The following is a 25,985-nucleotide window of genomic DNA, read 5'->3' on the forward strand; positions in this document are numbered from 1 at the left end:
AGCAGACATGACGATGACCCCCGAGGAGGCGACGCGTTTCGCCGCGAACCTCGACCTGCTCGTCGGCGCGGTCGAAGAGGTGCTGCTCGGCAAGAACCGCGTCGTCCGGCTCGCGTTCACCGCGTTCCTCAGCGAGGGCCACCTGCTCCTCGACGACGTCCCCGGCACGGGCAAGACGTCGCTGGCGCGTGCGATGGCGCAGTCGGTGCACGGCACGAGCAACCGGGTGCAGTTCACGCCAGACCTCCTGCCGGGCGACATCACGGGCGTGACGGTCTACGACCAGCGGAGCGGAGCCTTCGAGTTCCACCCCGGGCCCGTGTTCGCGAACATCGTGCTCGCCGACGAGATCAACCGTGCGAGCCCCAAGACCCAGTCCGCGCTCCTCGAGGTGATGGAGGAGGGTCAGGTCACGGTCGACGGCCAGAGCCACTCCGTGGGTCGTCCCTTCATGGTCATCGCCACCCAGAACCCCGTCGAGCAGGCCGGCACCTACCGCCTCCCCGAGGCGCAGCTCGACCGCTTCCTGATGCGCACCTCGATCGGCTATCCCGACCATGCATCGACGATCCGCATCCTCGAGGGCGCCGACCAGCGTGCGCACGAGCACCGCGTCGAGGCCCAGCTCGATGCCGACGAGGTCATCGACATGGCTCGCCTCGCCCGGACCGTGTACGTCGACCCCACCATCCACGACTACGTCTCGCGGCTCGTCGAGGCGACGCGCACGGCGCGCGAGGTGCGTCTGGGCGTCAGCGTGCGCGGCGCGCTCGCGCTGATCCGCGCCGCGAAGACGCACGCCGCCGGTCGCGGACGCCACTACGTCGTACCCGACGACGTCAAGGCGCTCGCCGAACCGGTGCTCGCGCATCGGCTCATCCTCGATCCCGAAGCGGAGTTCGACGGGGTCACCGCATCGAACCTCATCGCCCAGGTGCTCATCGAGACGCCGCCGCCGTCCAGCAGGCAGGCCGTGTGACGTTCGCCGAGACCCGAACGACGATCCCCGAGGAGGCGAAACGAGAAGGCCTGCTCGCGGTCGTCATCGGGCGCGCCGTGCGCTGGGCGGGTGCGACCGCCGGCGTCCTCGCCCGCTGGGGGCGGGCGGTCCGCGGAGTGGTCACGCCGCTCGGCTGGTCGGTGGTCGCCGGGGCCGTCGTCGCCCTCGCCGTCGGGTACACGCTCGGCTGGGTGGAGTTCATCGCCATCGGATGGGGCCTCGCCGTGCTCGTGGCCGCGGCATCCGCGTGGCTCGTGGGCCGGGGCGCATCGACGATCGAGCTCGTGCTGCCGAATCCCCGCGTGGTGGTGGGCGAACCGGCCGAGGTGCGGCTCATCGCCGCCAATCCCGGCCGTCGCCGGTTCGGGGGCGTGCAGCTCGAGGTTCCGGTCGGGCAGCAGGTCGTCGAGCGGGTGCTCCCGGGGCTGCCGCGCGGCGGCGCGGTCGACGAGCAGCTCCGGATCCCGACCGAGCGTCGCGGCATCGTGCGCATCGGCCCAGCGCGCACCGTGCGCGCCGACCCGATCGGCCTGATGCGCCGGGAGATCGTGTGGTCGCAGGTCGTCGAGCTGCACGTGCATCCCCGCACCGTCGCCATCGAGGCACTGAGCACCGGGTTCATCCGCGACCTGGAGGGCTCGCCCACCCGCGACCTCACGGCGAGCGACATCGCGTTCCACGCGCTGCGCGAGTACGTGCCGGGCGACGACCGTCGATTCATCCACTGGAAGAGCTCCGCGAAGACCGGCACGTTCATGGTGCGCCAGTTCGAGGAGACGCGGCGCAGCCGGCTCATGGTGCTGCTCGACATCGAGCCCGGCGCGTACACCGACGACGCCGAGTTCGAGCTCGCCGTGAGCACCGCGGCATCCGTCGGCGCACGCGCCATCCGCGACGCGCGCACGGTCTCGTTCGTGGTGTCGGGCCCCGGGCGTGCGAGCGCGGGGCGCGGCAGTGCCATGCGCGAGCTTCCCACGGTCTCCCGCGATCGCCTGCTCGACGCCCTCTGCGTCGTGGAGCGAGAACCCGAGGCCGTCATGCTCCCCGATGTCGCCCGCTCCGCGGCGGAGGGCCTCCCCGGTGTGTCGCTCGCCTTCCTCGTGACCGGCACCGCACGCGGCATCGCGCCGTTGCGCGCCGCCGCCGCGCGCCTGCCGGCCGGGATCGAGGCCGTCGCCGTCAGGTGCGCCCCCGAGGGCGAGGCGTCGGCGCGCACCATCGGCGGCCTCACGGTGTTCGGCATCGGCTACCTCGAGGACCTCCGCGCCCTCTTCGCCAGATCGGCCTCGGTCGCATGAGTCCCGCACGGCGGCCCCTCGGAGCGCAACGACCGTGGCCGACGGCCATCAGCGTGGTGCTGGTCGTGGCGATGCTCGCCGCCGCCCTGGTCCCGTGGTGGCCCGTGTACGAGAGCCCCGCGTTCCTCGTCGCCGCCACGGTCGCGATCATCGCCGGCGCCGCCGTCGGCGTCGTGGGCGCCAGGCTCCGGTGGCCCGCGTGGCGCACGGTGGTCGCCCTCTTCGGCGCGTACCTCGTGCTCGGCGTTCCCGCGGCGGTGCCGAGTCGCGCCATCGGCGGCGTCATCCCGACGCCGCAGGGCATCGTCGAACTCCTCGCAGGCGCCGCGCTCTCGTGGAAGCAGCTGGTGACCATCGCGGTGCCGGTTGGCTCGTACCAGGCGCTCCTCGTGCCGCCGTTCCTGCTCGGACTCGTCGCCTCGGCGATCGCGGTCACCATCGCGTTGCGGAGTCGCCACCCGTCCGCCGCCATCGTGCCGCCGGCGCTCCTCCTCATCGCCGGTATCGCCCTGGGCGTGGTGCACTCCGCGCTCGGGCTCGAGACGGGTCTCCTGTTCCTCGTCGCGACCGTGGCCTGGCTCGTCCGGGTCGGGATCGCGAGGCGGCGCGCCATCACCGTGGGTCGACCGGTCGAGGCCGCCCTCGCCGACGCTCGCCGCGTCCTCGGGGCCACCGTCATCGTGGCGGTCGCGCTCGTCGGCGCCACGGCCGCGGCGTTCGCGATGCCAGGGCCTGCTCGCAGCGTCGTGCGGGCCGAGCTGCAACCGCCGTTCGAGCCGCAGGAGCACGAGAGCCCGCTTGCGGGGTTCCGCGCCGCGTTCGAGCCCGAGATCGCCGACCGGCCGATGCTCACCGTGACCGGATTGCCAGCGGGCTGGGGCATCCGCATCGCCACCCTCGACACCTACGACGGCATCGTGTACTCCGTCGGCGGGCCAGACGGCTCCGCCGAATCCGGGCGATTCACGCGCGTGCCCTACCGGCTCGACCAATCGGGCACGACGGGCCGGCAGGTCGACGTCGAGGTCTCGGTCCTCGGCTACTCCGACGTGTGGGTGCCGGGTGTGGGCCGGCTCAAGCACATCACCTTCCAGGGCGAGCGCGCCGATGTGCTCGCCGACGGGTTCTTCTACAACGACGTGACGGGATCCGCGGCCGTGCAGCCCGCGCTGCGGACGGGCGACCGCTACCGCGCCAGTTCCGTCGCGCCGCCTGCCGCCGAGGACCTCGCGGCGCTCGAGCCCGGAACCAGCGTGCTGCCCGCCGCGCCCGAAATGCCCGAGGAACTGTCGCGGTTGCTCGACCGATGGGCGCCCGCGTCCGACGAGCCGGGAGCGCGGCTCGCCGCCGTGATCGCCGGATTCCAGCGCGAGGGGTACGTGAGCCACGGGCTCGAGGACGAGCGGCCGAGCCGCTCCGGCCACGCCCTGGACCGGCTGGTCGAGCTCGTCACCGAGCGGCCGATGGTCGGCGACGGCGAGCAGTACGCGGTCGCGGCCGCGCTCATGGCGCGCCGCATCGGCTTCCCGGCACGCGTGGTGGTGGGATACCTGCCCGACCGTGCGGACTCCGACGACGAGGCATCCGACGGCACCACCGTGTTCGTGAGCGGCGAGCGGCAGGCCTGGATCGAGGTGCAGACCGCCGATGGCACCTGGGTCGGGATCGACCCGAATCCCGACGTGCGCGAGATCCCCGAGAAGGAGCCTGACGAGCCCACCGTCGTCTCGCGGCCCCAGTCGGCGTTGCCCCCGCCCGCCGAGCGGACCCCGGTCGACGGTCTCGACGCCGACCCCGAGCTCGCCCTCGATGATCGCGACGACGGCGCCGAGCCGTGGCTCGCCGTGCTGCTGGGCGTGCTCACCGTCGGCGGCTACGTCATGCTGGGCCTCGCCGTGCTGCTCAGTCCGTTCCTCGCCATCGTCGCCGCGAAGTTCCGGCGCCGGCGGTTCCGCCGGCTCGCCGCGACGCCAGTCGAGCGCATCGAGGGCGGCTGGCAGGAGTTCGCCGACACCGCCGCCGATTTCGGGTACCCGATCCGGCCCAACGCCACCAGGGCCGAACAGGCCGCGACCGTCGGCGGCCTCGCGCCGCTCGTGCTCGCCTCCGTGGTGGACCGTGCGGTGTTCGCGCCGGGCGGACCCTCCGACGGCGACGACCGTCTGGTCTGGGACAGCGTCGATGAGCTGCAGCATCGCCTCGGCGAGCCGCGCACGCGCCGCGAGCGGCTGCGGGCGGCGATCTCGCTCACCTCGCTCGGCGGGTACGCTGTCACCCGGAGAGGAGCCAGGTCGTGACGTGCCGCATCTGCGGGGCCGTGCTGCCCGAAGGCGCGATGTTCTGCGGCGACTGCGGCAGCTCCACCACCGCGACCCCCGAGTCGCGCCGACGCGTCGATCCCCGCCCCGGGGACACCACCGTGATGGAGGGGTCGGCGGTCCGGGCGAACAGCGGCGTCATCAGCATCCCGGTCGACGGGTTCCACACGCCGCTCCTCCGCGTCGAGCAAGCCGTCGCCGAGGCGCAGCCCTCCGTCCATCCGGCTCCCCGGTTCGTGCTCAGCTTCAGCACGGGGGAGGTCCGCACGGTGTTCGGATCCGGGCTCATCGGTCGCAGGCCGCTGCCGCAGCCGGGTGAGTCGTTCGACCAGCTGGTGCAGATCGCCGACCGCACGCTCTCGGTGTCCAAGACCCACCTCGAATTCGGCGAGCACGAAGGCATGTTGTGGATCGCCGACCGCTTCTCGGGCAACGGCACGATCGTGCGCCGCCCCGACGACGGGGCGCTCCGCTGCGAGCCGGGCCGTCGGTACCTCGTGCCGCGCGGGAGCCGGGTCGAGCTCGCGGAGCAGTTCTTCACCGTGGAGTGACGCCCCGGGGTCGCGGCACGCACCCCGTCTCGTCCTCCACAGCCGTGCGGATGCCGCAGGCCCGCGTCTCCGGCGCGATCGTCGCGGCTCGCAGCTGCACGACGTGATCGGATGCGTCGATGGACCGAGCCGACCCCGCAGCCGACGAGCCGGTCGGCTCGCCGATCGTCCTGCCCCCGCATCCGCCGGAGCAGGGGCCGACGGGGTTCCCGCTGCTCGCCACGGTCGCGCCGATCGCCGGCGCGCTCGTGCTCTGGATGATCACGGGGTCGGCGATCTCGCTCGCGTTCGCGGCCCTCGGACCGCTCGTCGCCGTGGCCTCCGTGCTCGATGCGCGGCGGCAGGCACGGCGCAGCCGACGCCGCGCTGCGGCCGCGCGGGCTGCGCAGCTCGAGGTCGTGCACGCGGAGATCGTCGAGCGGCACGCGGTCGAGCGAATCGCCGCGTGGCGACGCGCGCCCGCGGCACGACGGCTCGGCGAGATCTCCGCCGCCGACTGGCGCGACGCTGCGCCCGGCGCGGTGGTCATCGGACGCGGCGACACGGTGAGCACGCTGCGCGTCGAGGGCAGCCCGGCGGATGCCGCCGATCGCGAGCTCCTCGAGCGGGCGACCCGACTCGGGGACGCACCGGTGCAGGCGCATGCCGCACTGGGCATCGGCATCGTGGGGCCGCCCGCGCTGGCCAGGGCGCTGGCCAGGGGCGTGGTCCTCCAGCTGGCGCACCGCTGCCGCCCCGACCTCGTGGGGCTCGAGGTGCCCGACGACCCCGAGTGGTCGTGGGCCGGGCGGCTCCCGCATCGCGGCGGGGCGAACCACGGCGTGATCCGGGTGGTGGATGCCGGGGCGGCGCCGTCCGAGCGCGCGCAGCGCGGGAGTGCGGCGACCATCGCCGTGGCGCCCGTGCCCGCGGCCCTTCCGCCGGGCCTCGCGACGATCGTGCACGTGCGGGGCCACGGCACGGCGACCGTCGACCGACGCGGAGCCGGCGGTACGGCGAAGGCGATCGTGCCGGAGCTCATCGGCGTCGCCGAGGCGGCGGCCTGGGCGGAGCGGATGCGGGCGGCCGCCGCGCGCGTCGGCTACGCGCTCGACGGGGTGCTCCCGACCGAGGTCGCGCTCGATCAGCTCGACCAACCCGCCGCCGTGCCGGTATCGCGGGCGAGCCTGCGCGTGCACGTCGGGCTGCGTCACGACGGTCCGGTCGAGCTCGACCTCGTCGGGCGCGGCCCGCACGCCATCGTCGCCGGCACGACCGGGAGCGGCAAGAGCGAGTTCCTGCTCGCGTGGCTCGCGGCGCTCGCCGGCGTGCACCCGCCAGATCGCGTCGCGTTCCTCCTCGTCGACTTCAAGGGCGGGGCGGCATTCGAACCCCTCCGCGGGTTGCCGCACGTCGTCGGCATCGTGACCGACCTCGACGAATCCGAGGCGGAGCGCGCCGTGCTCAGCCTGCGCACCGAGCTCCGCCACCGGGAGGGCGTCCTCCGCGACGAACGGGTCCGGGATCTCGTCGAGCTCCGCCCCGGGGTGGACCTCGCGCGCCTGGTCATCGTGGTCGACGAATTCCAGGCGATGATCGAGCGGTTCCCCGACCTCGGCGCGGTCATCGCCGACATCGCCGCTCGCGGAAGATCGCTCGGCGTGCACCTGGTGCTCGCATCGCAGCGACCGAACGGCGTCGTGCGCGACCAGGTCACCGCGAACTGCCCGATCCGCGTGTCGCTCCGCGTCATGCAGCGCGCCGACAGCGTCGCCGTGGTGGGAACGGATGCTGCCGCCGCGATCCCGTCCGACCGGCCGGGGCGCGGCGTCATCGATGTCGGCGACGGTGCCCCGTTCGTCTTCCAGTCCGCACGCGTCGATCCCGCATCGCTCGAGCGTCTCCGCGTCGCCTACGGCAGTACGCCGCCGCCGCGGCGCCCCTGGCTGGACCCCCTGCCCGAGCGCCTCGCACCCGACGGGCTCGACCGCGCCGCGGCATCCGCTCGCCTGCGACCGGGCGCCCTCCCCATCGGACTCGTCGACGTGCCCGAGGGCCAACGGCAGGACGTGCTGACCTGGACGCCGGCCTCCGACGGGCACCTCCTCGTGCTCGGCGCACCCGGCAGCGGACGCACCACGGCGCTCGCGGCCGTCGCCGTCGCGGCCGAGCGGCAGCCACGGCCGCTCGAGGTGGCCTGGCTGGACGGACCGCGGAGCCGACGATGGGACCTGCTTCAGGCGATCCGCGCGCGGGTCGGCGAGGCCCGGCCGCAGCAGGAGCTCCTGCTCCTCGTCGACGACCTCGACACGGCCTTCCGCGATTGGCCCGACGAGCACCGGCATGCCGCGATCGAGACCCTCGAGGCGATCCTGCGCGACGGGCGTCGTGCCGGCGTCGTCGTCGCCGCGAGCGCCGGCGTCGCGCATCGTGTGGGCACGGGGCTCCGCGAGACGTTCGGGCGGCAGCTGCTCCTCCGCCATGCGAGTCGGGCCGACCTCGTGCACGCCGGCGGGGCCGGCGAGTTGTGGCGGAGCCGTGAACCACCAGGGGCGGGCCAGTGGGACGGGCACCGCGTGCAGGTCGTGGATGCCCCGCACCGGCCCGAGGACCCGCACCCGATGGCCGAGCCGCTGCAGGTCGGCGACGGCCAGTTCGCCGTGGTCTCGGCCTCGCCGAGAGCGGACCTCGCGGCGCTCCGCGACGCGGGGCTGCCGGCGATGCTGCTCGAGCCGACCGGGGACACGGCCGTGCGGACGATGATCGCGACCACGGCCGCGGGGTCGGGCTCGACCGCCGAGGCGCCTCGCACGCAGCTCGTCGTGGGCGACGCCGACGCCTGGACGGCCAACTGGTCGATCGCGGCGCTCGTGCGCGAGGACGCCACGATCGTCGTGCACGGCGGCCCACGGGAGCAGCGGGTGTTCCAGACGGGCCGCGGGCTCGCGCCGCTGCTCGACGACGAGGCCGCCCAGTGCGTCGTGAGGGCTCCGGGCGGGCCGCCGCGGAGAGCCGGATGGCCGCCGCGACCGGTGCAACTGAAAACATCACCTGAATGACCGATCGGGAACTGAATCCGAACGCTATGTCGTCAGAAATTAACGATTCGGACATGATCGCGTGATTCCGAGCCCTCAATGTGGCAATATCAACCCACCCCTTGCACGTGCACCACCCGAATGGAGTCCCCGTGAGCGCTCGGCCATTTCCCCAGGACCCGATGATCCGCAACCTGATCGCCCAGGCGCGTCGGGCGCAGCTGAATCGTCGCACCCTCCTCGCCGGCGCCGGCGCCGGTGCATCCGCGCTCGCGCTGGCCGCGTGCTCCACGGGCGGTGGCCAGGCCAAGCCGACGGCCGCCGCCGACGAGTCGGCGAACGACAAGACCCTCAACTGGGCGAACTGGGCCGCGTACATCGACGAAGACGACGCCGGCAACTACCCCACGCTGCTCGCCTTCGAGGAGGAGACGGGCATCAAGGTCAACTACGAGGTGGCCGTCGACGACAACAACACCTACTACGGCAAGGTCAAGGACCAGCTGGCCCTCGGCCAGGACATCGGCGCCGACACCGTCTGTCTCACCGACTGGATGGTCGCGCGCTGGATCCGCTTCGGATACACCCAGGCCCTCGACCACGGCAACATCCCGAACCTCAAGAACCTGACCGCCTCGCTGAAGGACGTCGACTTCGACCCGGGTCGTGAGATGTCGGTGCCGTGGCAGGGCGGCTTCGCCGGCATCTGCTGGAACAAGGAGGCCATCCCCGGCGGGCTCTCCTCGGTCTCCGACCTGTGGAACCCCGAGCTCAAGGGCCGCGTCGGCGTGCTCTCCGAGATGCGCGACACCATGGGCCTGCTCATGCTCGAGAACGGCGTGGACATCTCCGGCGACTGGGGCGACGAGGAGTACAACGAGGCGCTCGAGCAGCTTCGCAAGCAGGTCGACGACGGCCAGATCCGCAACATCAAGGGCAACTCCTACCTCGAAGACCTCAAGAGCGAGGACACCCTCGCCGCGATCTGCTGGTCGGGCGACATCACGGTCATCAACGCGGAGGCCGGCGACAAGTGGGAGTTCCTGATCCCCGCCGGCGGCGGCACGCTGTGGAACGACAACTTCCTCGTGCCCATCGGCTCGCCCCGCAAGACGAACGCCGAGAAGCTCATCAACTACTACTACGAGCCCGATGTCGCCGCCGAGGTCGCCGCCTGGGTGAACTTCATCACCCCGGTCGTCGGCGCGAAGGAGGCCGCCATGGCCATCGACCCCGAGCTCGCCGAGAACCAGCTCATCTTCCCGAACGAGGAGACGCTCTCGAACGCCTACGTGTTCCGCGCGCTCACGGGTGCCGAGGAGCAGAAGTACCAGGCGGACTTCCAGAGCATCCTGCTGGGTGCGTGACGATGTCGGTTCGCGAATTCGCCGAACGCGGCGCCGACCTCGAGCTGGTCGGCATCCAGAAGCGGTTCCCGGGATTCACCGCGATCGAGGAACTCGACCTGGTCATCCCCGCCGGATCCTTCTTCGCGCTCCTGGGCCCGTCGGGGTGCGGGAAGACGACGACGCTCCGGCTCGTGGCCGGCCTCGAGGAGCCGACGAAGGGCCGCATTCTCATCGGCGGCAAGGACGTCACCGACACGAAGTCGCACGAGCGACCCGTCAACACCGTGTTCCAGAGCTATGCGCTGTTCCCGCACATGACGATCATCGAGAACGTCGCGTTCGGGCTGAAGCGCCGCCGCATCGCCGATCCCATGGGCAAGGCGCACGAGGCGCTCAAGCTCGTCGAGCTCGATCACGTCGCACAGCGCAAGCCGCAGCAGCTCTCGGGCGGTCAGCAGCAGCGCGTCGCGTTGGCGCGCGCCATCGTGAACCGGCCGGCGCTGCTCCTGCTCGACGAACCGCTCGGCGCGCTCGACCTGAAGCTGCGACGCCAGATGCAGCTCGAGCTGAAGACCATCCAGGAGGAGGTCGGCCTCACCTTCCTGCACGTGACGCACGACCAGGAGGAGGCCATGACCATGGCCGACACCGTCGCGGTCATGAACAAGGGCGCCATCGAGCAGATGGGCGCTCCCGAGCAGCTGTACGAGCTGCCGCGCACCTCGTTCGTCGCGAACTTCCTCGGACAGTCCAACCTGTTCACGGGCGAGGTCGTCGGCACCACGAGCACGGCCATCACGGTGGCCGCCGCCGGCAGTCGCATCATCGTGCCGATGTCACGCGCACAGCGCCATCAGGGCGAGGTCACCGTCGGCGTCCGTCCTGAGAAGGTCGCACTGCACGTCTCGGAGCCCGCCGAATCGGCGGACCGCAACGTGCTCGGCCCCGGCCGGGTCGTGGATGTCTCGTTCTCGGGCGTGAGCACGCAGTACCTCGTCGACATCCCGGCCGCGGGCACCGTCGTCGTCTTCGCGCAGAACACGGGCGTCGGCCCGATCGCCGATCTCGGCAGCGAGGTCTGGCTGAGCTGGACGATCGACCACGGCTTCGGCCTCGAGGACGAACCGAACGAGGTCGGACGATTCCCCGCCGACGACTCGACGCGATCGATCGCCGTGCAGCGCCGTGAGGCGCTCGTCTCGGAGCTCGAGGAGAGCTGACGATGGCCTTCGCAGCGTTCGCGACAGCGGAGGCGCAGCCGCAGGCACCCAAGAAGAAGAGCCGCATCGCGCTCTTCCTCCTGCTGCCCGGCATCGCCTACCTCGTGCTGTTCTTCCTCACCCCGCTCGTCTCGCTCGTGCTCACCTCGCTGCAGCAGCCGAGCGAGTTCGGCGACATCGGGCAGTACGAATACGCCTTCAACTGGCAGAACTACGTCGTGGTCATCCAGGACTACCTCCCGCACATCGGGAGGTCGTTCGGGTACGCGCTCGCGGCGACGGTGTTCGCACTGCTGTTCAGCTATCCGCTGGCGTACTTCATCGGCGTCAAGGCCAGGCGGTGGCCGCTGCTCCAGAGCCTCATGCTGGTCCTGGTCATCGCCCCGTTCTTCATCAGCTTCCTGCTGCGCACGCTCGCATGGAAGCAGATCCTCTCCGACGAGTCGTTCATCATCACCTCGCTGAAGGCGCTGTCGCTCATGGCACCCGACGCGCACTTCACCGGCTCCGCGTTCGCGGTCATCTTCGGGCTCACGTACAACTTCATCCCATTCATGACCCTGCCGCTGTACTCGACGCTCGAGCGACTCGACATCCGATACCTCGAGGCCGGCAGCGACCTCTACGCCGGCCCGTTCACGGTCTTCCGCAAGGTCACGATCCCGCTCTCGATGCCCGGGATCGTCGCGGGCACGCTCCTCACCTTCATCCCGGCCGCAGGCGACTTCGTGAACGCCAGCCGCGACTTCCTCGGCGGGCCCGACACGCAGATGATGGGCAACGTGATCGAGGCCAACTTCCTCGTGCTGCTCAACTACCCCGCGGCGGCGGCGCTCTCGATCATCCTCATGGCCGCGATCCTCGTGCTCGTCGGCATCTACGTGAAGCGTTCCGGAACGGAGGACCTGCTGTGAGCGGCGAAGTCCAGGCGGGGGCCGTGCTGAGCGGGCTCGCCGAGAGCGAGCAGCAGGAGGCGCGTCGTCCGGCGCCGCGGCCCAGGGGTCGCCGCATCGGACTCGGCGACTGGCTGCTGCCCGCGTACGCGGCGATCGCGCTCGTGTTCCTCCTGATCCCGATCGTCTACACGTTCGTGTTCTCGTTCAACGACTCGATCAAGTCGAACATCTCGTGGCGTGGGTTCACGTTCGACAAGTGGCTGAACGTCTGCAACGTCGAGGGGGGCGCGGTGTGCACCGCGTTCGGCAACAGCGTGGTCATCGGCCTCACGGCCACGGTGATCGCCACCGCGCTCGGCACGATGATCGCGATCGCCCTCGTGCGGTATCGGTTCCGCGCCCGCTCGGCGATCAGCCTCCTGCTGTTCCTCCCCATGGCGACCCCCGAGGTCGTGCTCGGTGCGGGGCTCGCGGCCCAGTTCCTCGCCGTCGGCGTGCCGAAGGACATGACGACGATCATCCTGGCCCACACGATGTTCTGCATCAGCTTCGTCGTCGTGACGGTGAAGGCTCGCGTCGCCAGCCTCGACCCGGCGCTCGAGGAGGCCGGACGAGACCTCTACGCGTCGCCGGCCCAGGTGTTCTGGCGGGTCACCTTCCCGCTGCTCACCCCGGGCATCCTCGCGGCCGCGCTGCTGTCGTTCGCATTGAGCTTCGACGACTTCATCATCACGAACTTCAACTCGGGGTCGACCTCGACGTTCCCGAAGTACGTGTACATCTCGGCGTCGCGCGGCATCCCGGCCGAGGCGAACGTCATCGCGTCGGCGGTGTTCCTGTTCGCGCTCGTGCTCGTCATCGGCGCGCAGGTGTCGCGCGCGGCGCGCACGAAGCGGCTCGCCAAGCTCGGCTGACGAGACCACGGGGGCGGATGCCGCGACGGGGCCGATCCCGTCGCGGCATCCGTCGTCCGCCTTGGGGCGAGGATGCTCCGCGCCTGCGCCACGTCGGGAGCCGGCGCGCCACCTCGAGTGGCGCGGAGGCCGCCGAACCGGCGCAGGCGGCGAGGCTCAGACCGTCGCGCGCACCTCGCCGACGCGCCGCTCGCCGCCCATGACCCAGAGGTCGAGCTCGGTCTGCACGGCATCGACCGCGGCGTGCTCGACGGCGCCGGCGTCGGCGAGGAGCCGGAGGGCGATGATCGTCGACGCGCGCGACGATCCATCGAGCACCTTCAGTGCGGTGGTGGTGCCGTCGGGAGCGGTCATCACCATGACGCCCTCTGCGCCCACCTTCGCGAACACGCCGAGGCGCTCGATCGCGACGGTGTCGGGCTGGCCGGGGCCGCCGACGGCCCACGGGTTCTCGCGAACGGACTCAGTGAGCGCCGCCGCCTCGCGGAACAGCGCGAACGGGGAGGAGGTGGCCGCGGTCGTGATCTTCTGGATGCCGCGCGCGAGCGCGCCCAGGCTGATGGCGTGCACGGGGGCGCCGCATCCGTCGACGGCCGTGGCGGCGGGACGCTCGCCGGTGAGGCGCTCGACGACGTCGAGCACGCGCTTCTGCAGCGGATGCTCGGGGTCGAGGTAGCCGTCGAGCGGCCAGTCGTTGGCGACACACGAGAGCAGCATGGCGGCGTGCTTGCCCGAGCAGTTCATGTAGATGCGCTCGCGGGCCCCGCCGCGGCGGATCAGCTCGTCGCGCGCGACCTGGTCCGACGGCGCCGCCGGCGGGCACCCGAGCGCCGATGGCGGGAGCGACGCGCGATCGAGCAGTCCGCGCACCAGCGCGACGTGCGCCGCCGTGCCGGAGTGGCTCGCGGTGGCGATCGCCGCGTCCTCACCGCGGAGCGTGACGCCCGAGGTCATCACGGCGACGGCCTGGAACGGCTTCAGGCATGACCTCGGGAAGACGGGCGTGCGCGTGTCCCCGAGGGCGCGCAGGACCTCGCCTTCAGGGGAGAGCACGACGGCGGAGCCGGCGTGCCTGGACTCGATGAAACCACTGCGTTCGACCACGGCGAGTTCGACGGCGTCTGCGACGGAGAAAGTGCCGGTCACCGGGTCACCCGAGCGACGCGAGGCCGTCGTCGAGCACGCGGAGTCCGTCGTCGATCAACGCGTCGGTCACGGCGAGGCTCGGCAGGAATCGCAGCACGTTGCCCCAGGTGCCCGCGTTCAGGAACAGCACGCCGTGCTGGGCGGCGTACGCGACGAGCGCCGAGACCGCCTCGGGGTTCGGCTGCTTCGTGGTCTCGCCGGTGCCGGGCTGCACGAGCTCGATCGCCACCATTGCACCCTTGCCGCGGATGTCGCCGATGATGTCGTACCGCTCCTTGAGTCGCTCGAGGCCGGCCTTCAGGGTGCGCTCGACGCGCTCGGCCTCGCCGAGGAGGTGGTTCTCCTCGATGGACTCGAACACCGCGACGGCGGCGGCGCAGGCCACCGGGTTGCCGCCGAACGTGCCGCCCAGTCCGCCGGGGTGCGAGGAATCCATGATCTCGGCACGCCCGGTGACCGCCGCGAGGGGGAGTCCGCCCGCGATCCCCTTCGCGGAGAGCACGAGGTCGGGCTCCCAGCCGAAGTGCTCGCTCGCGAAGTATCGGCCCGTGCGGGCCATGCCGCTCTGGATCTCGTCGGCGATCATGACGACGCCGTGCTCGGTGCACCAGGCCTGCAGCGTGGGCAGGTAGCCGTCGGCGGGCACCATGAAGCCGCCCTCGCCCTGGATGGGCTCGACGACGAGGCACGCGAGGTCGCTGGCACCGACGGCCTTCTCGAGGTACGCGATGGTGCGCGCGGCCGCGTCGTCGCCCGACAGGCCGTCGCGGTAGGGGTACGAGCTCGGCGCGTGGTACACGTCGCCCGCGAACGGGCCGTAGCCGGTCGCGTACGGGTGGGCCTTGTAGTTCATCGCCATCGTGAGGTTGGTGCGGCCGTGGTAGGCGTGGTCGAGCACCGCGACGGCGCGACGGCCGGTGTGCTTGCGCGCGATCTTGACGCCGTTCTCGACAGCCTCGGCGCCCGAGTTCACGAGCACGGACTTCTTCGCCCATGCGCCGGGCGTGTGCTCGGCGAGGAGTTCGGCGACGCGCACGTACTCCTCGTAGGGGGTGATGGTGAACAGCGTGTGGATGACATCCTGCAGCTGGCTCGCGGCCGCCGCCACGACGCGCTGCTCCGTGTGCCCGACCGTGGTGACCCCGATGCCCGCGCCGAAGTCGATGAAGCGGTTGCCGTCGACGTCGACGAGGATCGCGCCGTTGGCGCGCTCGATGTACACGGGCAGCGCGGAGGACACGCCCGCGGACACGACCCTGGTGCGCCTCGCGTGCAGTTCCTCCGACTTCGGACCGGGGATGGCGGTCACGACCTGACGCTCCTGGGGCACGGAGTACACCGGGGCGGTCGCGGTCTCTGCGGGGGTCTGGGTGTCAGTCATGATGTCCCCAAGCCTATCGCCGCGGGCGGAGCCGGCCGTGGCTGCCAGGGTGCACAATCGAGGGCGGGACGGTACCAGGTCGGAAGGACGAGGCATGCTCGGCGAACATCACTACACGCTCGAACTCGAGTGGCTGGGCGACCGCGGCGAAGGCACGTCGCACTACCGCGCGTACAGTCGTGCGCACGTCGTGCGTGCCGCCGGGAAGCTGCACGAGATCGCCGGGTCCAGCGACCGCGTGTTCCATGGCGACCGGGAGCGATGGAACCCCGAGGAGCTGCTCCTCGCGGCGCTCAGCGAGTGCCACATGCTGTCGTACCTGCACGTCGCCACCCGTCACGGCGTGGTCGTGCGCGGCTACACGGACGCGCCGTCGGGCACGATGGTCGAGGACGGCCGGGGCGGGGGCGCCTTCCGGGAGGCGATGCTCCGTCCACGCGTGGTGGTGGCGGATGCCTCCATGGCCGAGGTGGCCCGCGAGATCCACGCCGAGGCCTCGGAGAAGTGCTTCATCGCGGCGTCCGTCAACTTCCCGGTGCACCACGAGCCGACGATCGTGGTCCTCGCTCCCTGAGCCGGTCGAAGGGAGACCGCCGAAGCTCCCTGAACCGGTCGAAGGGAGACCGCCGAAGCGAGCCGGTCATCGCGTCGACGAGACGCGCGTCAGGGCAGCGCCGCCGCCGGCAGCGTCGGCTGCGCCGGACACGGGTGCCCGTCCACGAGCCGCGAGCACGGCGGGAAGAACGCGGGCAGCCGCTCGTCCTGCGGGTCGCCGAACCAGCGGTGCCAGATGCGCCAGAAGTTCAGGTTCCCGAACGCCGAACAGGCGTCGCCCTCGTCGGGATCCGCGAGCGTCGCATCGCTCGGCTGGTACGGCGTGTAGTTGTAGAGGTTCGCGGTGGCCTGGTTTCGGATCTCGACGTGTGCCGCACCGCACGCGGCATCGGGGTGATAGCCGATCTCGACCGTGCCCACCCGGTACGCGCGCTCGGGTTCCTCGGTGTACTGCCGGAACTGCCAGGCCGCGTTGTACACCTGGTTGAAGAAGCCGAAGTACTTCGCCTCGCAGTCGGCGGTGTCGGGGCATCCGTAGCCCGTCGCCCGCTCGTAGCCGTAGGTGGTCGGGCGGGTCAGCAGCGACTGCTCCTTCTGCAGCAGCACGAGGAGCGTGCGCGGACTCACGCCGCAGGCGTCGGCGACCTTGGCGACGATGCGACTGGCGCGCTCGCGGATGCCGCCGCGGTACTCGTCGCAGTGCGATCCGCCGACCGCGGGCTGGGTCGTCGTCGACTGCGTGAAGTCGGCGAGGCAGCGGACGCCCTCATCGGCACGGCAGGGCACCGACTCGAAGAACCGCTGGATCTCGTCCTCGCTCATCGCGCGGCTGTCGAAGAACGCGTCGTCGCTCACGATGTAGCCCGGGTCGAACTCCGACGTGGGCGGCTCGGGCAGGTTCGCGCGGGCGGCGGCCTCGGGTGCCTTCGTCGGCTGGGGTGCGGGCGCTGCGCACGAGGCGAGCGACACGGCCACGAGCGCGACCGCGAGGCATCGGGCGGCGACGTCGGCGATCCTCATCGACGAGACGATACCGGGTGCACGCGAGCGGACGCTGGGAATCGGGTCAGACCCGCTCGCGCGGCACGACGCGGTCGACGATCTTCGCCAGCGTGCCCGAGGGCGGGGTCTCGTTGTAGTGCCCGGCGAGCTCCTGCCCGGTGAGCGCGTGGATGGCGGCCATGATCTCGTCGGTCGCGGCCCGCCGAGCCCGTCCGGACGAGGCGGACCCGTGCCGGCTCAGCTCGAGCGGCGCGCCGAAGCGCACGGTCACGGGGCGGACGCGAGGCAGCTTCGCGCCGACGGGCTGGATCTCCTGGGTGCCGATGAGGCCGACCGGCACGACGGTCGCGCCCGTCTCGAGTGCGAGCCAGGCGACGCCGGTGCGTCCGCGGTAGAGGCGGCCGTCGAGGGATCGGGTGCCCTCGGGGTAGAGCGCGAAGGCGGCCCCGGTCTCGAGGATGCGACGGCCCTGGTCGAGTGCCGCCTGCGCCTGTGCGCCGGCACCGCGTTCCACGCTGACCGCGCCGATCGCGGAGAAGAAGGTGCGGGAGACCCATCCGGAGAACCCGGTGCCCGTGAAGTAATGCGATTTCGCGAGGAACTGCACGGGGCGCGGGGACGCGAGGGGGATGACGACGCTGTCGACGAACGAGAGGTGGTTGCTCGCGAAGATGACGGGGCCGTGCTTCGGAACGTGCTCCGTGCCGGTGATCGTCGGACGGTACACCAGGCGCACGAGCGGCCGCAGGATGCCTCGGACGATGCGGTACAGCGGACCCTGCCGCACGACGGGCGCCGGAACGGCGTCGGCTTCGATCTCGCTCACCATCCGACTTTAGGCTCGGCGGCATTCCGGAGGCGGAATATTGCGCGCCGAGGACCGGAACGCGGCGCGACCGGCCGCGATGCGCGAGGATTGCAGCATGGACGTCACGACGGAGGGCGAGCTGGTCGAGCTCGAGGGCACGGGCGTCCGCGTCGTCGTGTTCGCCGGCTCCCGCCGCCCCCCGTCGGCCGACGCGGCGCTGCGCGGCCTCCTCGCGATGTCGTCGGGGGTGCCCGCCGAGGACGTCGAGCTCGAGCACGCCTGTGCGACGTGCGGGGCACGGCACGGCCGCGTCTCGGTCGGCTACCCGCTGACGCCGTCCGGCGCGCCCTGGTTCGCCGACGTGGCGGTGCACGGCGACGCCGTCGTCGCGGCGGCGGCCACGAGGCATCCGCTCGGCATCGGCATGGAACCCGCGACGCTCGACGCAGGCGAGGCCGTCGACGAGGCGGCGTTCCACGCCGACGAACGGGCGGCGCTCGACGAGCTCGATGCGTCGCGTCGCGCGCTGGTGCGGGCGACGCTGTGGGCTCGCAAGACCGCGCTGCTGCGCGCCGTCGGCCACACCGACTTCATCGAACCGTCGCGGCTCGCGCTCACGCTCCCCGGGGAGGACGGCGGGGTCGGCCGCATCGTGCGCAGCGTCCCCGAGTTCGGCTCCGTGTGGCGGCAGGTCGAGTTCCACGACCTGCAGGTACCCGGCAAGCGCGCGGCATCCGTCGCGATCATCGGCTGACGCGAGGCGACACGAGGCGACACGAGGCGACGCGACGCGAGGCGTCGTGAGCCGACGCGACGCGGCGTCGGCGTGCGCCCGTACAGTGGGAGCGTGCGCAGCGTCATCATCCTCGGCTCATCCGGTTCGATCGGCACCCAGGCGCTCGACGTCATCCGCGCCAACCCCAATCGCTTCGAGGTCGTGGGCCTCGCGGTGGGCTCGAACCGCGCGCTCCTCGACGAGCAGGCCGCGCAGTTCGGCGTCGAGCACACCGCCGTCGGCATCGACGAGGCCGTGCAGCTCGTGCACGACGTCGACGCCGACGTGGTGCTGAACGGCATCACCGGCTCGGTCGGCCTCGGCCCGACCCTCGCGGCGCTCGAGCGAGGCATGACGCTCGCGCTCGCCAACAAGGAGTCGCTGATCGTCGGCGGGGACCTCGTCACCCGACTGGCGCAGCCGGGCCAGATCGTGCCCGTCGACTCGGAGCACTCGGCGATCGCACAGGCCCTGCGGGCCGGTACGCACGCCGAGGTGCGGCGGCTCGTGCTCACCGCCTCCGGGGGACCGTTCCGGGGCCGCACCCGGGACCAGCTCGTGCACGTGACGCCGGCCGAGGCGCTCGCCCACCCCACTTGGGACATGGGCCTCGTGGTCACCACGAACTCGGCCACGCTCGTCAACAAGGGCCTCGAGGTCATCGAGGCGCACCTGCTCTTCGACGTGGACTACGACCGGATCGACGTGGTCGTGCATCCGCAGTCGATCGTGCACTCGATGGTGGAGTTCATCGACGGATCGACCATCGCCCAGGCCTCCCCGCCCGACATGCGCCTGCCGATCTCGCTCGGCCTCGACTGGCCGCACCGGGTCGCCGCCGTCGGCAGGCCGATCGACTGGACCGTCGCGGCCAGCTGGAACTTCGAACCGCTCGATGTCGAGGCGTTCCCCGCCGTGTCGCTCGCGAAGCAGGTCGGCCGCGCCGGCGGCGAGTACCCCGCGGTGTTCAACGCGGCCAATGAGGAGGCCGTCGCCGCCTTCCACGCCCGCCGGCTCGGCTTCACCGAGATCGTCGACACCGTGCGCGCCGTCGTGGAGGGCCATGAGGCATCCGGCGACCAGGTCACCGTCGCCTCGCTCGCCGAGGCCGAGCGCGCGGCTCGCCGGGCTGCCGAGGTGCGCATCGCACGCCTGACGCGATAGCGACCCTTCGACCGGCTCAGGGACCGGTCCCTGAGCCCGAAGAAGGGACCGGCGCGTGAGCCCGTCGAAGGTTCACAGCCGAAGGACAGCCGCCGCCGAGCCGGCGGCAGTACGCTCGTCGGGTGGATTCCGTGCTCGCCTTCATCGTCGGCGTCGTCATCATCGTGATCGGCCTCGCCGTGTCGATCGGGCTGCACGAGATCGGGCACCTCGTGCCGGCGAAGCTCTTCGGCGTCAAGGTCACGCAGTACATGATCGGGTTCGGGCCGACCGTCTGGTCGAAGCGGCGCGGCGAGACCGAGTACGGCGTCAAGGCCATCCCGCTCGGCGGCTACATCTCGATGATCGGCATGTTCCCGCCCGCGAAGGGCGGTCAGGTCGGTGCCGACAGCACGGGGTTCTTCCGCGGGCTCGTCCAGGACGCGCGCGACTCGAGCGCCGAGTCGATCACCCCGGGCGATGAGGACCGCGCGTTCTACCGGCTGCCCGTGTGGAAGCGCATCATCGTCATGCTCGGCGGCCCGTTCATGAACCTGGTGCTCGCGGTCGTGCTGTTCGGGGTGCTCCTCATGGGCTTCGGCGTCGCACAGCTCACCACCACGGTCGCCACCGTCAACGAGTGCGTGCTGCCGGCCACGAGCGACCGCCAGACCTGCGAGCCCGGCGACCCTGCCGCGCCCGGCGCCGAGGCCGGCATCCGCCCGGGCGACCGCATCCTCTCGATCGACGGCACGGCCATCGAGACGTGGGAGCAGTCCACCGAGATCATCCGCGCCCACCCCGACGAGGCGCTCGACGTCGTCGTCGAGCGCGGCGGTGAAGAGGTCTCGCTCACGGTCACGCCCATGCTGAGCGAGCGGTTCGTCATCGGCGACGACGGCCAACCGGTGACGGATGCCGCGGGCGACCCGGTCACCGTGCAGGCGGGCTTCGTCGGCATCGGCCCGACGTCCGAGACGGTGCAGCAGCCGGTCACGGCCGTGCTGCCCGCGGTCGGCGAGAACATCACCGGCGTCGCCGGGATCATCCTGAACCTGCCCCAGCGCATGGTCGACGTCGCCGAGGCGGCGTTCGGGCCGGGGGAGCGCGACCCGAACGGGCCGATCTCGGTCGTCGGCGTGGGCCGGGTCGCGGGCGAGATCGCGAGCATCGAGGAGATCCCCCTCGCGTCGAAGGCCGCCGGCCTCATCGGCATCCTCGCCTCCCTCAACATCGCGCTCTTCGTGTTCAACCTCATCCCGTTGCTCCCGCTCGACGGCGGGCATATCGCAGGCGCCCTCTGGGAGGCCATCCGCCGCGGCTTCGCGAAGCTCTTCCGACGCCCGGATCCGGGCCCCGTCGACCTCGCCAAGCTCATGCCGCTGACGCTCGGCGTCGTGGTGGTGCTCGGCGCCATGAGCGCGCTGCTCATCTACGCCGACCTCGTGAAGCCCGTTCAGCTGTTCTGAGCCGCCGGCATCCGCCGGTGCCGCGTGCCGGCGTACTCCCGTGGGAGTAGCCCGCGAGCGTCCGGGGGGCCGATTCCGAGCGGACGCCGCGGCGCTACGATCGGGGAATGCCCGTCACCGACGGTCGACCCCACTGGGACCAGCGGTGGGACGGACGACCCGAGCGCTTCCGGCCTCCGCCCGGCGTCGTGCTGTGGGTACCCGTGGTGGTCAGCCTCCTCGTGCAGGTGCCGGCGGCGTTGAGCGGCGTGTTCTGGCAGCGGCCCGGCCCCGCGGCCGCCCTCGCCCACGTCGCGCTCGCCGCGGTCGGGCCGCTGGCGTTGCTCGCCTCGCGGCGATATCCGGGACCGACCGTCGCAGTGGTCACCGCCGCCGCACTCGGCGACCTGCTGTTGTTCGCCGACGCCGGGCCGCCCTACCTCGCGCTCGCGTTCGCGATCGTGCTCGCGGTCGTGCGTCGCGCGCTCGTCTGGGCCGTGGTCTCGGTGGTCGTCGGGTGGGTCGGGGCCATCGCACTCGGCGCCGTGGTGGGGCTGGAGTGGCATCCGTTCCGCATCGCCTTCGCGACGCTCGCGCTCGCCGCATGCTTCGGCATCGGCGCGTTCGTGCGCGTGCGACAGGACCGGATCGCCGAGTTCCGCGCGGAGGCGCTGCGCCGCCGCCGCACCGCAGAGGAGCGCGAGCGCGTGCGCATCGCCCGCGAGCTGCACGACGTGATCGGCCACGCCCTGTCGCAGATCAACGTGCAGGCGAGCGTCGGGCTGCACCTCATGGATCGCGATCCCGAGCAGGCGCGCACGGCGCTCGGCAGCATCAAGGAGACGTCGAAGACAGCGTTGGAAGAGGTGCGGAGCGTGCTCGGCATCATCCGCAACGAGGGTGACGCACCGCTTGCGCCGCAGTCCGAGCTCGCCGAACTGCCGCGCCTCGTCGCCGGCGTGCGTTCACCGGGCTTCGAGGTCGAGCTCGTCGACCGGCTCGAAGAGCCGCCCGGCCGGGCCGTGCAGTTCGCAGCGTACCGCATCGTGCAGGAGGCGCTCACGAACGTCGTGCGCCACGCGGCCGCCACCCGAGCGGTCGTCTCGCTGGAGCGGCTCGATGACGAGCTGCTCGTCACGGTCGACGACGACGGACGCGGTGCTCGCGGGGCCGAGGAGGGCACGGGCATCCTCGGCATGCGCGAGCGGGCGGCGCTCCTCGGCGGCTCGGTCGAGATCTCGCCGTCGCCGCGGGGCGGCACACGCGTGACGGCGCGCCTGCCGTGGGGGGCGACGGCATGACCGGCGCGCGAGCCATTCGGGTGGCGCTGGCCGACGACCAGCTCCTCGTCCGGGCCGGCTTCCGCGCACTCCTGCAGGCCGAGGACGACCTCGAGGTCGTCGGGGAGGCGTCCACCGGCGAGGAGCTCCTCGACATCGTGCGCCGCGAGCCCGTCGACGTGGTGCTCATGGACATCCGGATGCCGGGCGGCGACGGGCTCTGGGCGACCGAGCAGATCGCCGCCGATCCCGACCTGGCGGGCGTGCACGTCGTCATCGTCACGACGTTCGAGCTCGACGAGTACGTCGCGCGCGCGGTGCGGGCAGGCGCGAGCGGATTCCTCGTGAAGGACACCGAGCCCGAAGACCTCATCCGCGCCGTGCGGGTCGTCGCGGGCGGCGAGGCGCTCCTCTCGCCGGGAGTCACGAAGCGCCTGCTCGAGCGCATGGCCGTCGGCCTCCGCGACGCGCCCGACGAGGAGCGGCTCGCCTCCCTCACCGAGCGGGAGCGCGAGGTGCTCCGCCTCGTCGGGCAGGGGCTGACGAACGACGAGATCGCGGCCCGCCTCGTACTGAGCCCGCTCACGGCGAAGACGCACGTCTCCCGCATCATGTCGAAGCTGCACGCGCGCGATCGGGTGCACCTCGTGGTGGTCGCCTACGAGTCGGGACTCGTGGCACGGGGCTGGCAGGAGTAGGCGCGGCCACTCGGCACGCATGCTCCCACGGGAGCAGTCGAAGTGCCTTCGCGAGGCGGATTCGCGGATGCCACGGCCGCACGAGCATGGTGTCGACGGCCCATCCCGGGGCCGCACGATCAAGGGACATCTCATGCTCACCACTCTCGCCACCACCGCGGTGGTCACCCACGCCGGCGCCTGGGGCGCCGGCTTCGGATGGCTGTTCCTCCTCATCCCGATCTTCTGGATCCTCGTCATCGGACTCGTGATCTTCCTCGTCACCCGGCGCCGGCACGCCTGGATGGGCGGCGGCCCCGAGGGCTACGGTCCGCCGTGGGCGCGCGGCGCGAGCGCCGAGTCGACCCTCTCCGAGCGCTTCGCGAAGGGCGACATCGACGAGACCGAGTACCGCGCACGCCTCGAGGTGCTGCGCGCGAACCGGCCGAACGCGTAGCCCCGACGTCTGCGCAGGAAGCCCGGAGCTCGCGCAGGGAATTGGACCCCATCCCTCGTCTGAGCGGGGGATGGGGCCCATTCTCCTGCACCAGCTCACGTCTCCTGCACGAGCTCGAGTTCAGGCGGCGAGGAGTCGATCGAGCGCCGCCGCCTGGTGACGGTGGCCGATCGTCTCGAAGCCCACGACGACGACGAGCGGGGAGGCGGCGGTGATCAGGATGCCGACCCCGAAGCTCGCCCCGGCCGCCACCGCGGCGACGGCGAGCGCGAGCACGATGATGCTGCCCGCGAACAGCCAGATGTGGAACGGGTCGAACTGCCGCAGGAGCAACGAGTAGACCGTGAACAACGCGACCATGAAGATCCCGACGGGCACCACGACCGTCAGCAGGGCCTGGACGATGCCGATGTGTGCGACGCCCTCGATCACGTACGCGGCCACGTGCAGGCCCGCGCCGGTGCCGGCCAGCGCGATGAAGATGAAGTAGTGTCCGTACCCCCACACGAAGCCGCGCCTCCGGAAGCGATGGAGCACCTTGCCTGAGGGCATCGTGAAGTACGTCCACCACAGGCCGAACGCGAGGGCCGTGCCGCCGAAGGCGACGAAGACGGTCTCGACCGTCCAGCCCTGCTCCTCGATCACCGCCGAGATGGCGAGGATCGTGCCGAGCAGGATCTCGCCGAGCGTGATGATGACGAGGAGGCCGTATCGCTCGGCGATGTGGTGGGCATGCCACGGCGTGCCGCCGTCGCGGCCGTGCTCGGCGACGTACGGGCCGACGAGTTCGAGGATGATGAGCGCCGCGGTGAAGGCGAGCGTCGGGGCGAGCGGCAGGTTGACGAAGATCAGCACGACCCAGCCGACCTGTGCCGCGGACACGAGCGTCACGTAGGTCAGGGCCGTCCGCCGGCGTGCGGCGTCGTGCCTGGCGGCGCGCAGCCACAGTGCGATCGTCGCGACGCGCATCACCACGTACCCGGCCACGACGATCCCGTTGTCGACATGTCGCCCCTCGTCGAGCGAGTGGAACAGGTCCGGCAGGCCGAGCGCGAGCACCAGCACGCCGAGCATCTCGAGCATCGTGGCGACGCGGAAGAAGATGTCGTCGGTGTCGTAGGCCGAGGCGAGCCACGAGTAGTTGATCCACGCCCACCAGATCGCGAAGACGGCGAAGGCGAACCCGCCGATGGCAGGGCCCCAGTGTCCCAGCTCGAGCAGGTGCGCGGTCTGTGCGCCGGCCTGGCTGAAGGCGACGACGAACGTGAGGTCGAACAGCAGCTCGAGCGGGGTGGCGGCGCGGTGCGGTTCGTCGGGATCGCGTCCGGTCATGCGCCGCAGTCGGTGGTCGAGCGGCGGGTGGGCGAGTGCCATGCGGCATATCGTCGCACGCGCCGAGGCGGCGGTCGAGTGCCGCCCCCGCCCAGAGCTCGTGCAGGAGAATGCGCCCCATCCTCGCCCTGACAGGGGGCGGATTCATACGGTCGTTGCAACATGGGAGGTGTTGCGTGGGTGGCCGGAGGTTGTATCCGGATGCGGTCCGGGAGCGGTTCGTGTCCTTGGTGCTGGGTGGGGAGTCGGTCTCGTCCGCGGCACGGTTGCTCGGCGTGCCGGTGCCGACGGTGGAGCGGTGGTGGAAGGCTGCCAGCGTGGGTGTGCCGTTGCGGAAGGGGCGTCGGGGCGGGCTGGTCGAACCGTTGCCGCCGCCGCATGGGAAGTCGGGCCGGTACCTGTCGGACGCGGATCGGGCGGTGATCCAGGCAGGGCTGGCGTGGAAACTGACCCTTGCCCAGATCGGCGCGATGATCGGCCGGGACAAGTCCGTGGTCAGCCGGGAGGTGACCCGGAACCGGGGCGCGGACGGGGTGTACCGGGCCGCGTTGGCTGATCGGGCCGCGGCCGCGAAGCGGCGCCGCCCGAAACGCGTCAAGCTCGCCGGGAATCCGCGGCTGCGGCGGCAGGTCGAGGAGTGGATGGATGATGGCTGGAGTCCGGGGCTGATCGCGCGGATGCTCGCCGCCGACCCCGACCGGGATCAGACTGGACGGGTGAGTCACGAGACGATCTACCGGGCCCTGTACGTGCAGGGGCGCGGCGTGTTGCGGCAGGACCTGGCGCGGAAGCTGTCCACTGGCCGCACCCGTCGCAAGCCTCGGGGCAGCGTGGATCGACGCGGTCGGGCGATCTACGAGGACGCGTTCACGATCAGCGACCGACCGGCCGAGGTCGCGGACCGGGCGGTGCCCGGGCACTGGGAGGGTGACCTGATCATGGGCGCCGGGAACCGGTCCGCGATCGGGACGCTGGTGGAACGCTCGACCCGGTTCGTGATCCTGCTGCACCTGCCGGACCGGCATACCGCGGACGAGGTCGCGGGCGCGATGATCGAGCGGATGGGTGAACTGCCTGACCATCTTCGCCGGTCGATCACGTGGGACCGTGGTGTCGAGCTGGCCGGCTACGAACGGATCCAGCTCGCCCTGCGGGCGCCGGTGTACTTCTGCGACCCCCACTCACCATGGCAGCGTGGGTCGAACGAGAACACCAACCGGCTCCTCAGGTTCTGGTTCACCAAGGGCACCGACCTGAACGCCTGGGACGCCGACGCGCTACGCCGCGTCCAGGACACCCTCAACCGGCGCCCCCGACCCACCCTCGACTACCGCACCCCAGCCCAAGCCCTCAACGAGCTCCTCACCCGACAAGTTGCAACGACCACTTGACATCGCCCGAGGGATGGGGCCTCTTCT

The 25,985-nt window shown here is 71.6% G+C and carries 22 protein-coding genes; 17 read left to right on the plus strand and 5 right to left on the minus strand.

Annotated features, from left to right (window positions below):
- Positions 1-7: 7 nt before the first annotated feature.
- The 9 genes from ACVFI9_RS07210 (at position 8) to ACVFI9_RS07250 (ending at position 12,563) form a co-directional block, all read left to right on the plus strand.
- On the plus strand, positions 8-979 hold the full coding sequence (locus ACVFI9_RS07210) for an AAA family ATPase (protein WP_474765397.1): 972 nt from the start codon (positions 8-10) through the stop codon (positions 977-979).
- Positions 976-2,298, plus strand: coding sequence for a DUF58 domain-containing protein (locus ACVFI9_RS07215; RefSeq protein ID WP_474765398.1), 1,323 nt, complete (start codon positions 976-978; stop codon positions 2,296-2,298). The genes ACVFI9_RS07210 and ACVFI9_RS07215 overlap by 4 nt, the downstream gene beginning before the upstream one ends.
- Positions 2,295-4,595 carry a transglutaminase TgpA family protein gene (locus tag ACVFI9_RS07220; RefSeq protein WP_474765399.1) on the plus strand — a complete coding sequence of 767 codons (2,301 nt, stop codon included), beginning with the start codon at positions 2,295-2,297 and terminating at the stop codon, positions 4,593-4,595. The genes ACVFI9_RS07215 and ACVFI9_RS07220 overlap by 4 nt, the downstream gene beginning before the upstream one ends.
- Positions 4,592-5,167, plus strand: coding sequence for a hypothetical protein (locus ACVFI9_RS07225; protein ID WP_474765400.1), 576 nt, complete (start codon positions 4,592-4,594; stop codon positions 5,165-5,167). The genes ACVFI9_RS07220 and ACVFI9_RS07225 overlap by 4 nt, the downstream gene beginning before the upstream one ends.
- A gap of 119 nt (positions 5,168-5,286) precedes the next feature.
- Positions 5,287-8,205, plus strand: a complete 2,919-nt coding sequence (locus ACVFI9_RS07230) for an FtsK/SpoIIIE domain-containing protein (RefSeq protein ID WP_474765401.1) — start codon at positions 5,287-5,289, stop codon at positions 8,203-8,205.
- Positions 8,206-8,366: 161 nt separating this feature from the next.
- Positions 8,367-9,551, plus strand: a complete 1,185-nt coding sequence (locus ACVFI9_RS07235) for an ABC transporter substrate-binding protein (RefSeq protein WP_474765402.1) — start codon at positions 8,367-8,369, stop codon at positions 9,549-9,551.
- 2 nt (positions 9,552-9,553) lie between these two features.
- The gene (locus tag ACVFI9_RS07240; protein ID WP_474765403.1) at positions 9,554-10,753 is read left to right on the plus strand and encodes an ABC transporter ATP-binding protein; all 1,200 of its coding nucleotides are present in this window, start codon (positions 9,554-9,556) and stop codon (positions 10,751-10,753) included.
- Between the two features lie 2 nt (positions 10,754-10,755).
- Positions 10,756-11,667 (plus strand): ABC transporter permease, encoded by a 912-nt coding sequence (locus tag ACVFI9_RS07245; RefSeq protein ID WP_474765404.1) that lies wholly within the window; start codon positions 10,756-10,758, stop codon positions 11,665-11,667.
- Positions 11,668-11,762: 95 nt separating this feature from the next.
- On the plus strand, positions 11,763-12,563 hold the full coding sequence (locus tag ACVFI9_RS07250) for an ABC transporter permease (protein ID WP_474766198.1): 801 nt from the start codon (positions 11,763-11,765) through the stop codon (positions 12,561-12,563).
- A 156-nt stretch (positions 12,564-12,719) separates the two neighbouring features.
- Here the strand turns inward: ACVFI9_RS07250 and ACVFI9_RS07255 are convergent, their stop codons facing one another.
- Entirely contained in the window at positions 12,720-13,709 is a 990-nt protein-coding gene (locus ACVFI9_RS07255; RefSeq protein WP_474765406.1) for an asparaginase, read from the minus strand.
- A gap of 4 nt (positions 13,710-13,713) precedes the next feature.
- On the minus strand, positions 13,714-15,090 hold the full coding sequence (gene gabT, locus ACVFI9_RS07260) for a 4-aminobutyrate--2-oxoglutarate transaminase (RefSeq protein ID WP_474765407.1): 1,377 nt from the start codon (positions 15,088-15,090) through the stop codon (positions 13,714-13,716).
- A 94-nt stretch (positions 15,091-15,184) separates the two neighbouring features.
- Between gabT and ACVFI9_RS07265 the strand changes: the two genes are divergently transcribed.
- A complete protein-coding gene (locus tag ACVFI9_RS07265; RefSeq protein WP_474765409.1) occupies positions 15,185-15,664 on the plus strand; it encodes an OsmC family protein in 480 nt (159 codons plus the stop codon).
- Positions 15,665-15,753: 89 nt separating this feature from the next.
- Here the strand turns inward: ACVFI9_RS07265 and ACVFI9_RS07270 are convergent, their stop codons facing one another.
- The gene (locus ACVFI9_RS07270; protein ID WP_474765410.1) at positions 15,754-16,665 is read right to left on the minus strand and encodes a hypothetical protein; all 912 of its coding nucleotides are present in this window, start codon (positions 16,663-16,665) and stop codon (positions 15,754-15,756) included.
- A 46-nt stretch (positions 16,666-16,711) separates the two neighbouring features.
- Positions 16,712-17,476, minus strand: a complete 765-nt coding sequence (locus ACVFI9_RS07275) for a lysophospholipid acyltransferase family protein (RefSeq protein ID WP_474765412.1) — start codon at positions 17,474-17,476, stop codon at positions 16,712-16,714.
- Positions 17,477-17,570: 94 nt separating this feature from the next.
- Between ACVFI9_RS07275 and ACVFI9_RS07280 the strand changes: the two genes are divergently transcribed.
- The 6 genes from ACVFI9_RS07280 (at position 17,571) to ACVFI9_RS07305 (ending at position 23,235) form a co-directional block, all read left to right on the plus strand.
- Entirely contained in the window at positions 17,571-18,209 is a 639-nt protein-coding gene (locus ACVFI9_RS07280; protein ID WP_474765413.1) for a 4'-phosphopantetheinyl transferase family protein, read from the plus strand.
- A gap of 93 nt (positions 18,210-18,302) precedes the next feature.
- Positions 18,303-19,394 carry a 1-deoxy-D-xylulose-5-phosphate reductoisomerase gene (dxr, locus tag ACVFI9_RS07285; RefSeq protein ID WP_474765414.1) on the plus strand — a complete coding sequence of 364 codons (1,092 nt, stop codon included), beginning with the start codon at positions 18,303-18,305 and terminating at the stop codon, positions 19,392-19,394.
- Between the two features lie 122 nt (positions 19,395-19,516).
- Positions 19,517-20,842, plus strand: a complete 1,326-nt coding sequence (locus tag ACVFI9_RS07290) for a M50 family metallopeptidase (protein WP_474765416.1) — start codon at positions 19,517-19,519, stop codon at positions 20,840-20,842.
- Between the two features lie 107 nt (positions 20,843-20,949).
- A complete protein-coding gene (locus tag ACVFI9_RS07295) occupies positions 20,950-22,122 on the plus strand; it encodes a sensor histidine kinase (protein ID WP_474765417.1) in 1,173 nt (390 codons plus the stop codon).
- The gene (locus tag ACVFI9_RS07300) at positions 22,119-22,799 is read left to right on the plus strand and encodes a response regulator (RefSeq protein WP_474765418.1); all 681 of its coding nucleotides are present in this window, start codon (positions 22,119-22,121) and stop codon (positions 22,797-22,799) included. Before ACVFI9_RS07295 ends, ACVFI9_RS07300 begins: the two co-directional genes overlap by 4 nt.
- 133 nt (positions 22,800-22,932) lie before the next feature.
- Positions 22,933-23,235 (plus strand): SHOCT domain-containing protein, encoded by a 303-nt coding sequence (locus ACVFI9_RS07305; RefSeq protein WP_474765420.1) that lies wholly within the window; start codon positions 22,933-22,935, stop codon positions 23,233-23,235.
- 120 nt (positions 23,236-23,355) lie between these two features.
- Here ACVFI9_RS07305 and ACVFI9_RS07310 read toward each other — a convergent pair whose 3' ends face one another.
- Positions 23,356-24,609, minus strand: a complete 1,254-nt coding sequence (locus ACVFI9_RS07310) for a low temperature requirement protein A (protein WP_474765422.1) — start codon at positions 24,607-24,609, stop codon at positions 23,356-23,358.
- A gap of 134 nt (positions 24,610-24,743) precedes the next feature.
- Between ACVFI9_RS07310 and ACVFI9_RS07315 the strand changes: the two genes are divergently transcribed.
- Positions 24,744-25,958 carry an IS30 family transposase gene (locus tag ACVFI9_RS07315; RefSeq protein WP_474762373.1) on the plus strand — a complete coding sequence of 405 codons (1,215 nt, stop codon included), beginning with the start codon at positions 24,744-24,746 and terminating at the stop codon, positions 25,956-25,958.
- Positions 25,959-25,985 lie beyond the last annotated feature (27 nt).

Source organism: Agromyces sp. NSFZ (genome assembly GCF_056156205.1).

Bases quoted from the DNA above. Each gene is read 5' to 3' on its own strand.
- ACVFI9_RS07210 (WP_474765397.1), top strand. From the start codon at position 8: ATGACGATGACCCCCGAGGAGGCGACGCGTTTCGCCGCGAACCTCGAC.
- ACVFI9_RS07220 (WP_474765399.1), top strand. From the start codon at position 2,295: ATGAGTCCCGCACGGCGGCCCCTCGGAGCGCAACGACCGTGGCCGACG.
- ACVFI9_RS07230 (WP_474765401.1), top strand. From the start codon at position 5,287: ATGGACCGAGCCGACCCCGCAGCCGACGAGCCGGTCGGCTCGCCGATC.
- ACVFI9_RS07235 (WP_474765402.1), top strand. From the start codon at position 8,367: ATGATCCGCAACCTGATCGCCCAGGCGCGTCGGGCGCAGCTGAATCGT.
- ACVFI9_RS07240 (WP_474765403.1), top strand. From the start codon at position 9,554: ATGTCGGTTCGCGAATTCGCCGAACGCGGCGCCGACCTCGAGCTGGTC.
- ACVFI9_RS07245 (WP_474765404.1), top strand. From the start codon at position 10,756: ATGGCCTTCGCAGCGTTCGCGACAGCGGAGGCGCAGCCGCAGGCACCC.
- gabT (WP_474765407.1), bottom strand. From the start codon at position 15,090: ATGACTGACACCCAGACCCCCGCAGAGACCGCGACCGCCCCGGTGTAC.
- ACVFI9_RS07265 (WP_474765409.1), top strand. From the start codon at position 15,185: ATGCTCGGCGAACATCACTACACGCTCGAACTCGAGTGGCTGGGCGAC.
- ACVFI9_RS07270 (WP_474765410.1), bottom strand. From the start codon at position 16,665: ATGAGGATCGCCGACGTCGCCGCCCGATGCCTCGCGGTCGCGCTCGTG.
- ACVFI9_RS07275 (WP_474765412.1), bottom strand. From the start codon at position 17,476: ATGGTGAGCGAGATCGAAGCCGACGCCGTTCCGGCGCCCGTCGTGCGG.
- ACVFI9_RS07280 (WP_474765413.1), top strand. From the start codon at position 17,571: ATGGACGTCACGACGGAGGGCGAGCTGGTCGAGCTCGAGGGCACGGGC.
- ACVFI9_RS07295 (WP_474765417.1), top strand. From the start codon at position 20,950: ATGCCCGTCACCGACGGTCGACCCCACTGGGACCAGCGGTGGGACGGA.
- ACVFI9_RS07300 (WP_474765418.1), top strand. From the start codon at position 22,119: ATGACCGGCGCGCGAGCCATTCGGGTGGCGCTGGCCGACGACCAGCTC.
- ACVFI9_RS07305 (WP_474765420.1), top strand. From the start codon at position 22,933: ATGCTCACCACTCTCGCCACCACCGCGGTGGTCACCCACGCCGGCGCC.
- ACVFI9_RS07310 (WP_474765422.1), bottom strand. From the start codon at position 24,609: ATGGCACTCGCCCACCCGCCGCTCGACCACCGACTGCGGCGCATGACC.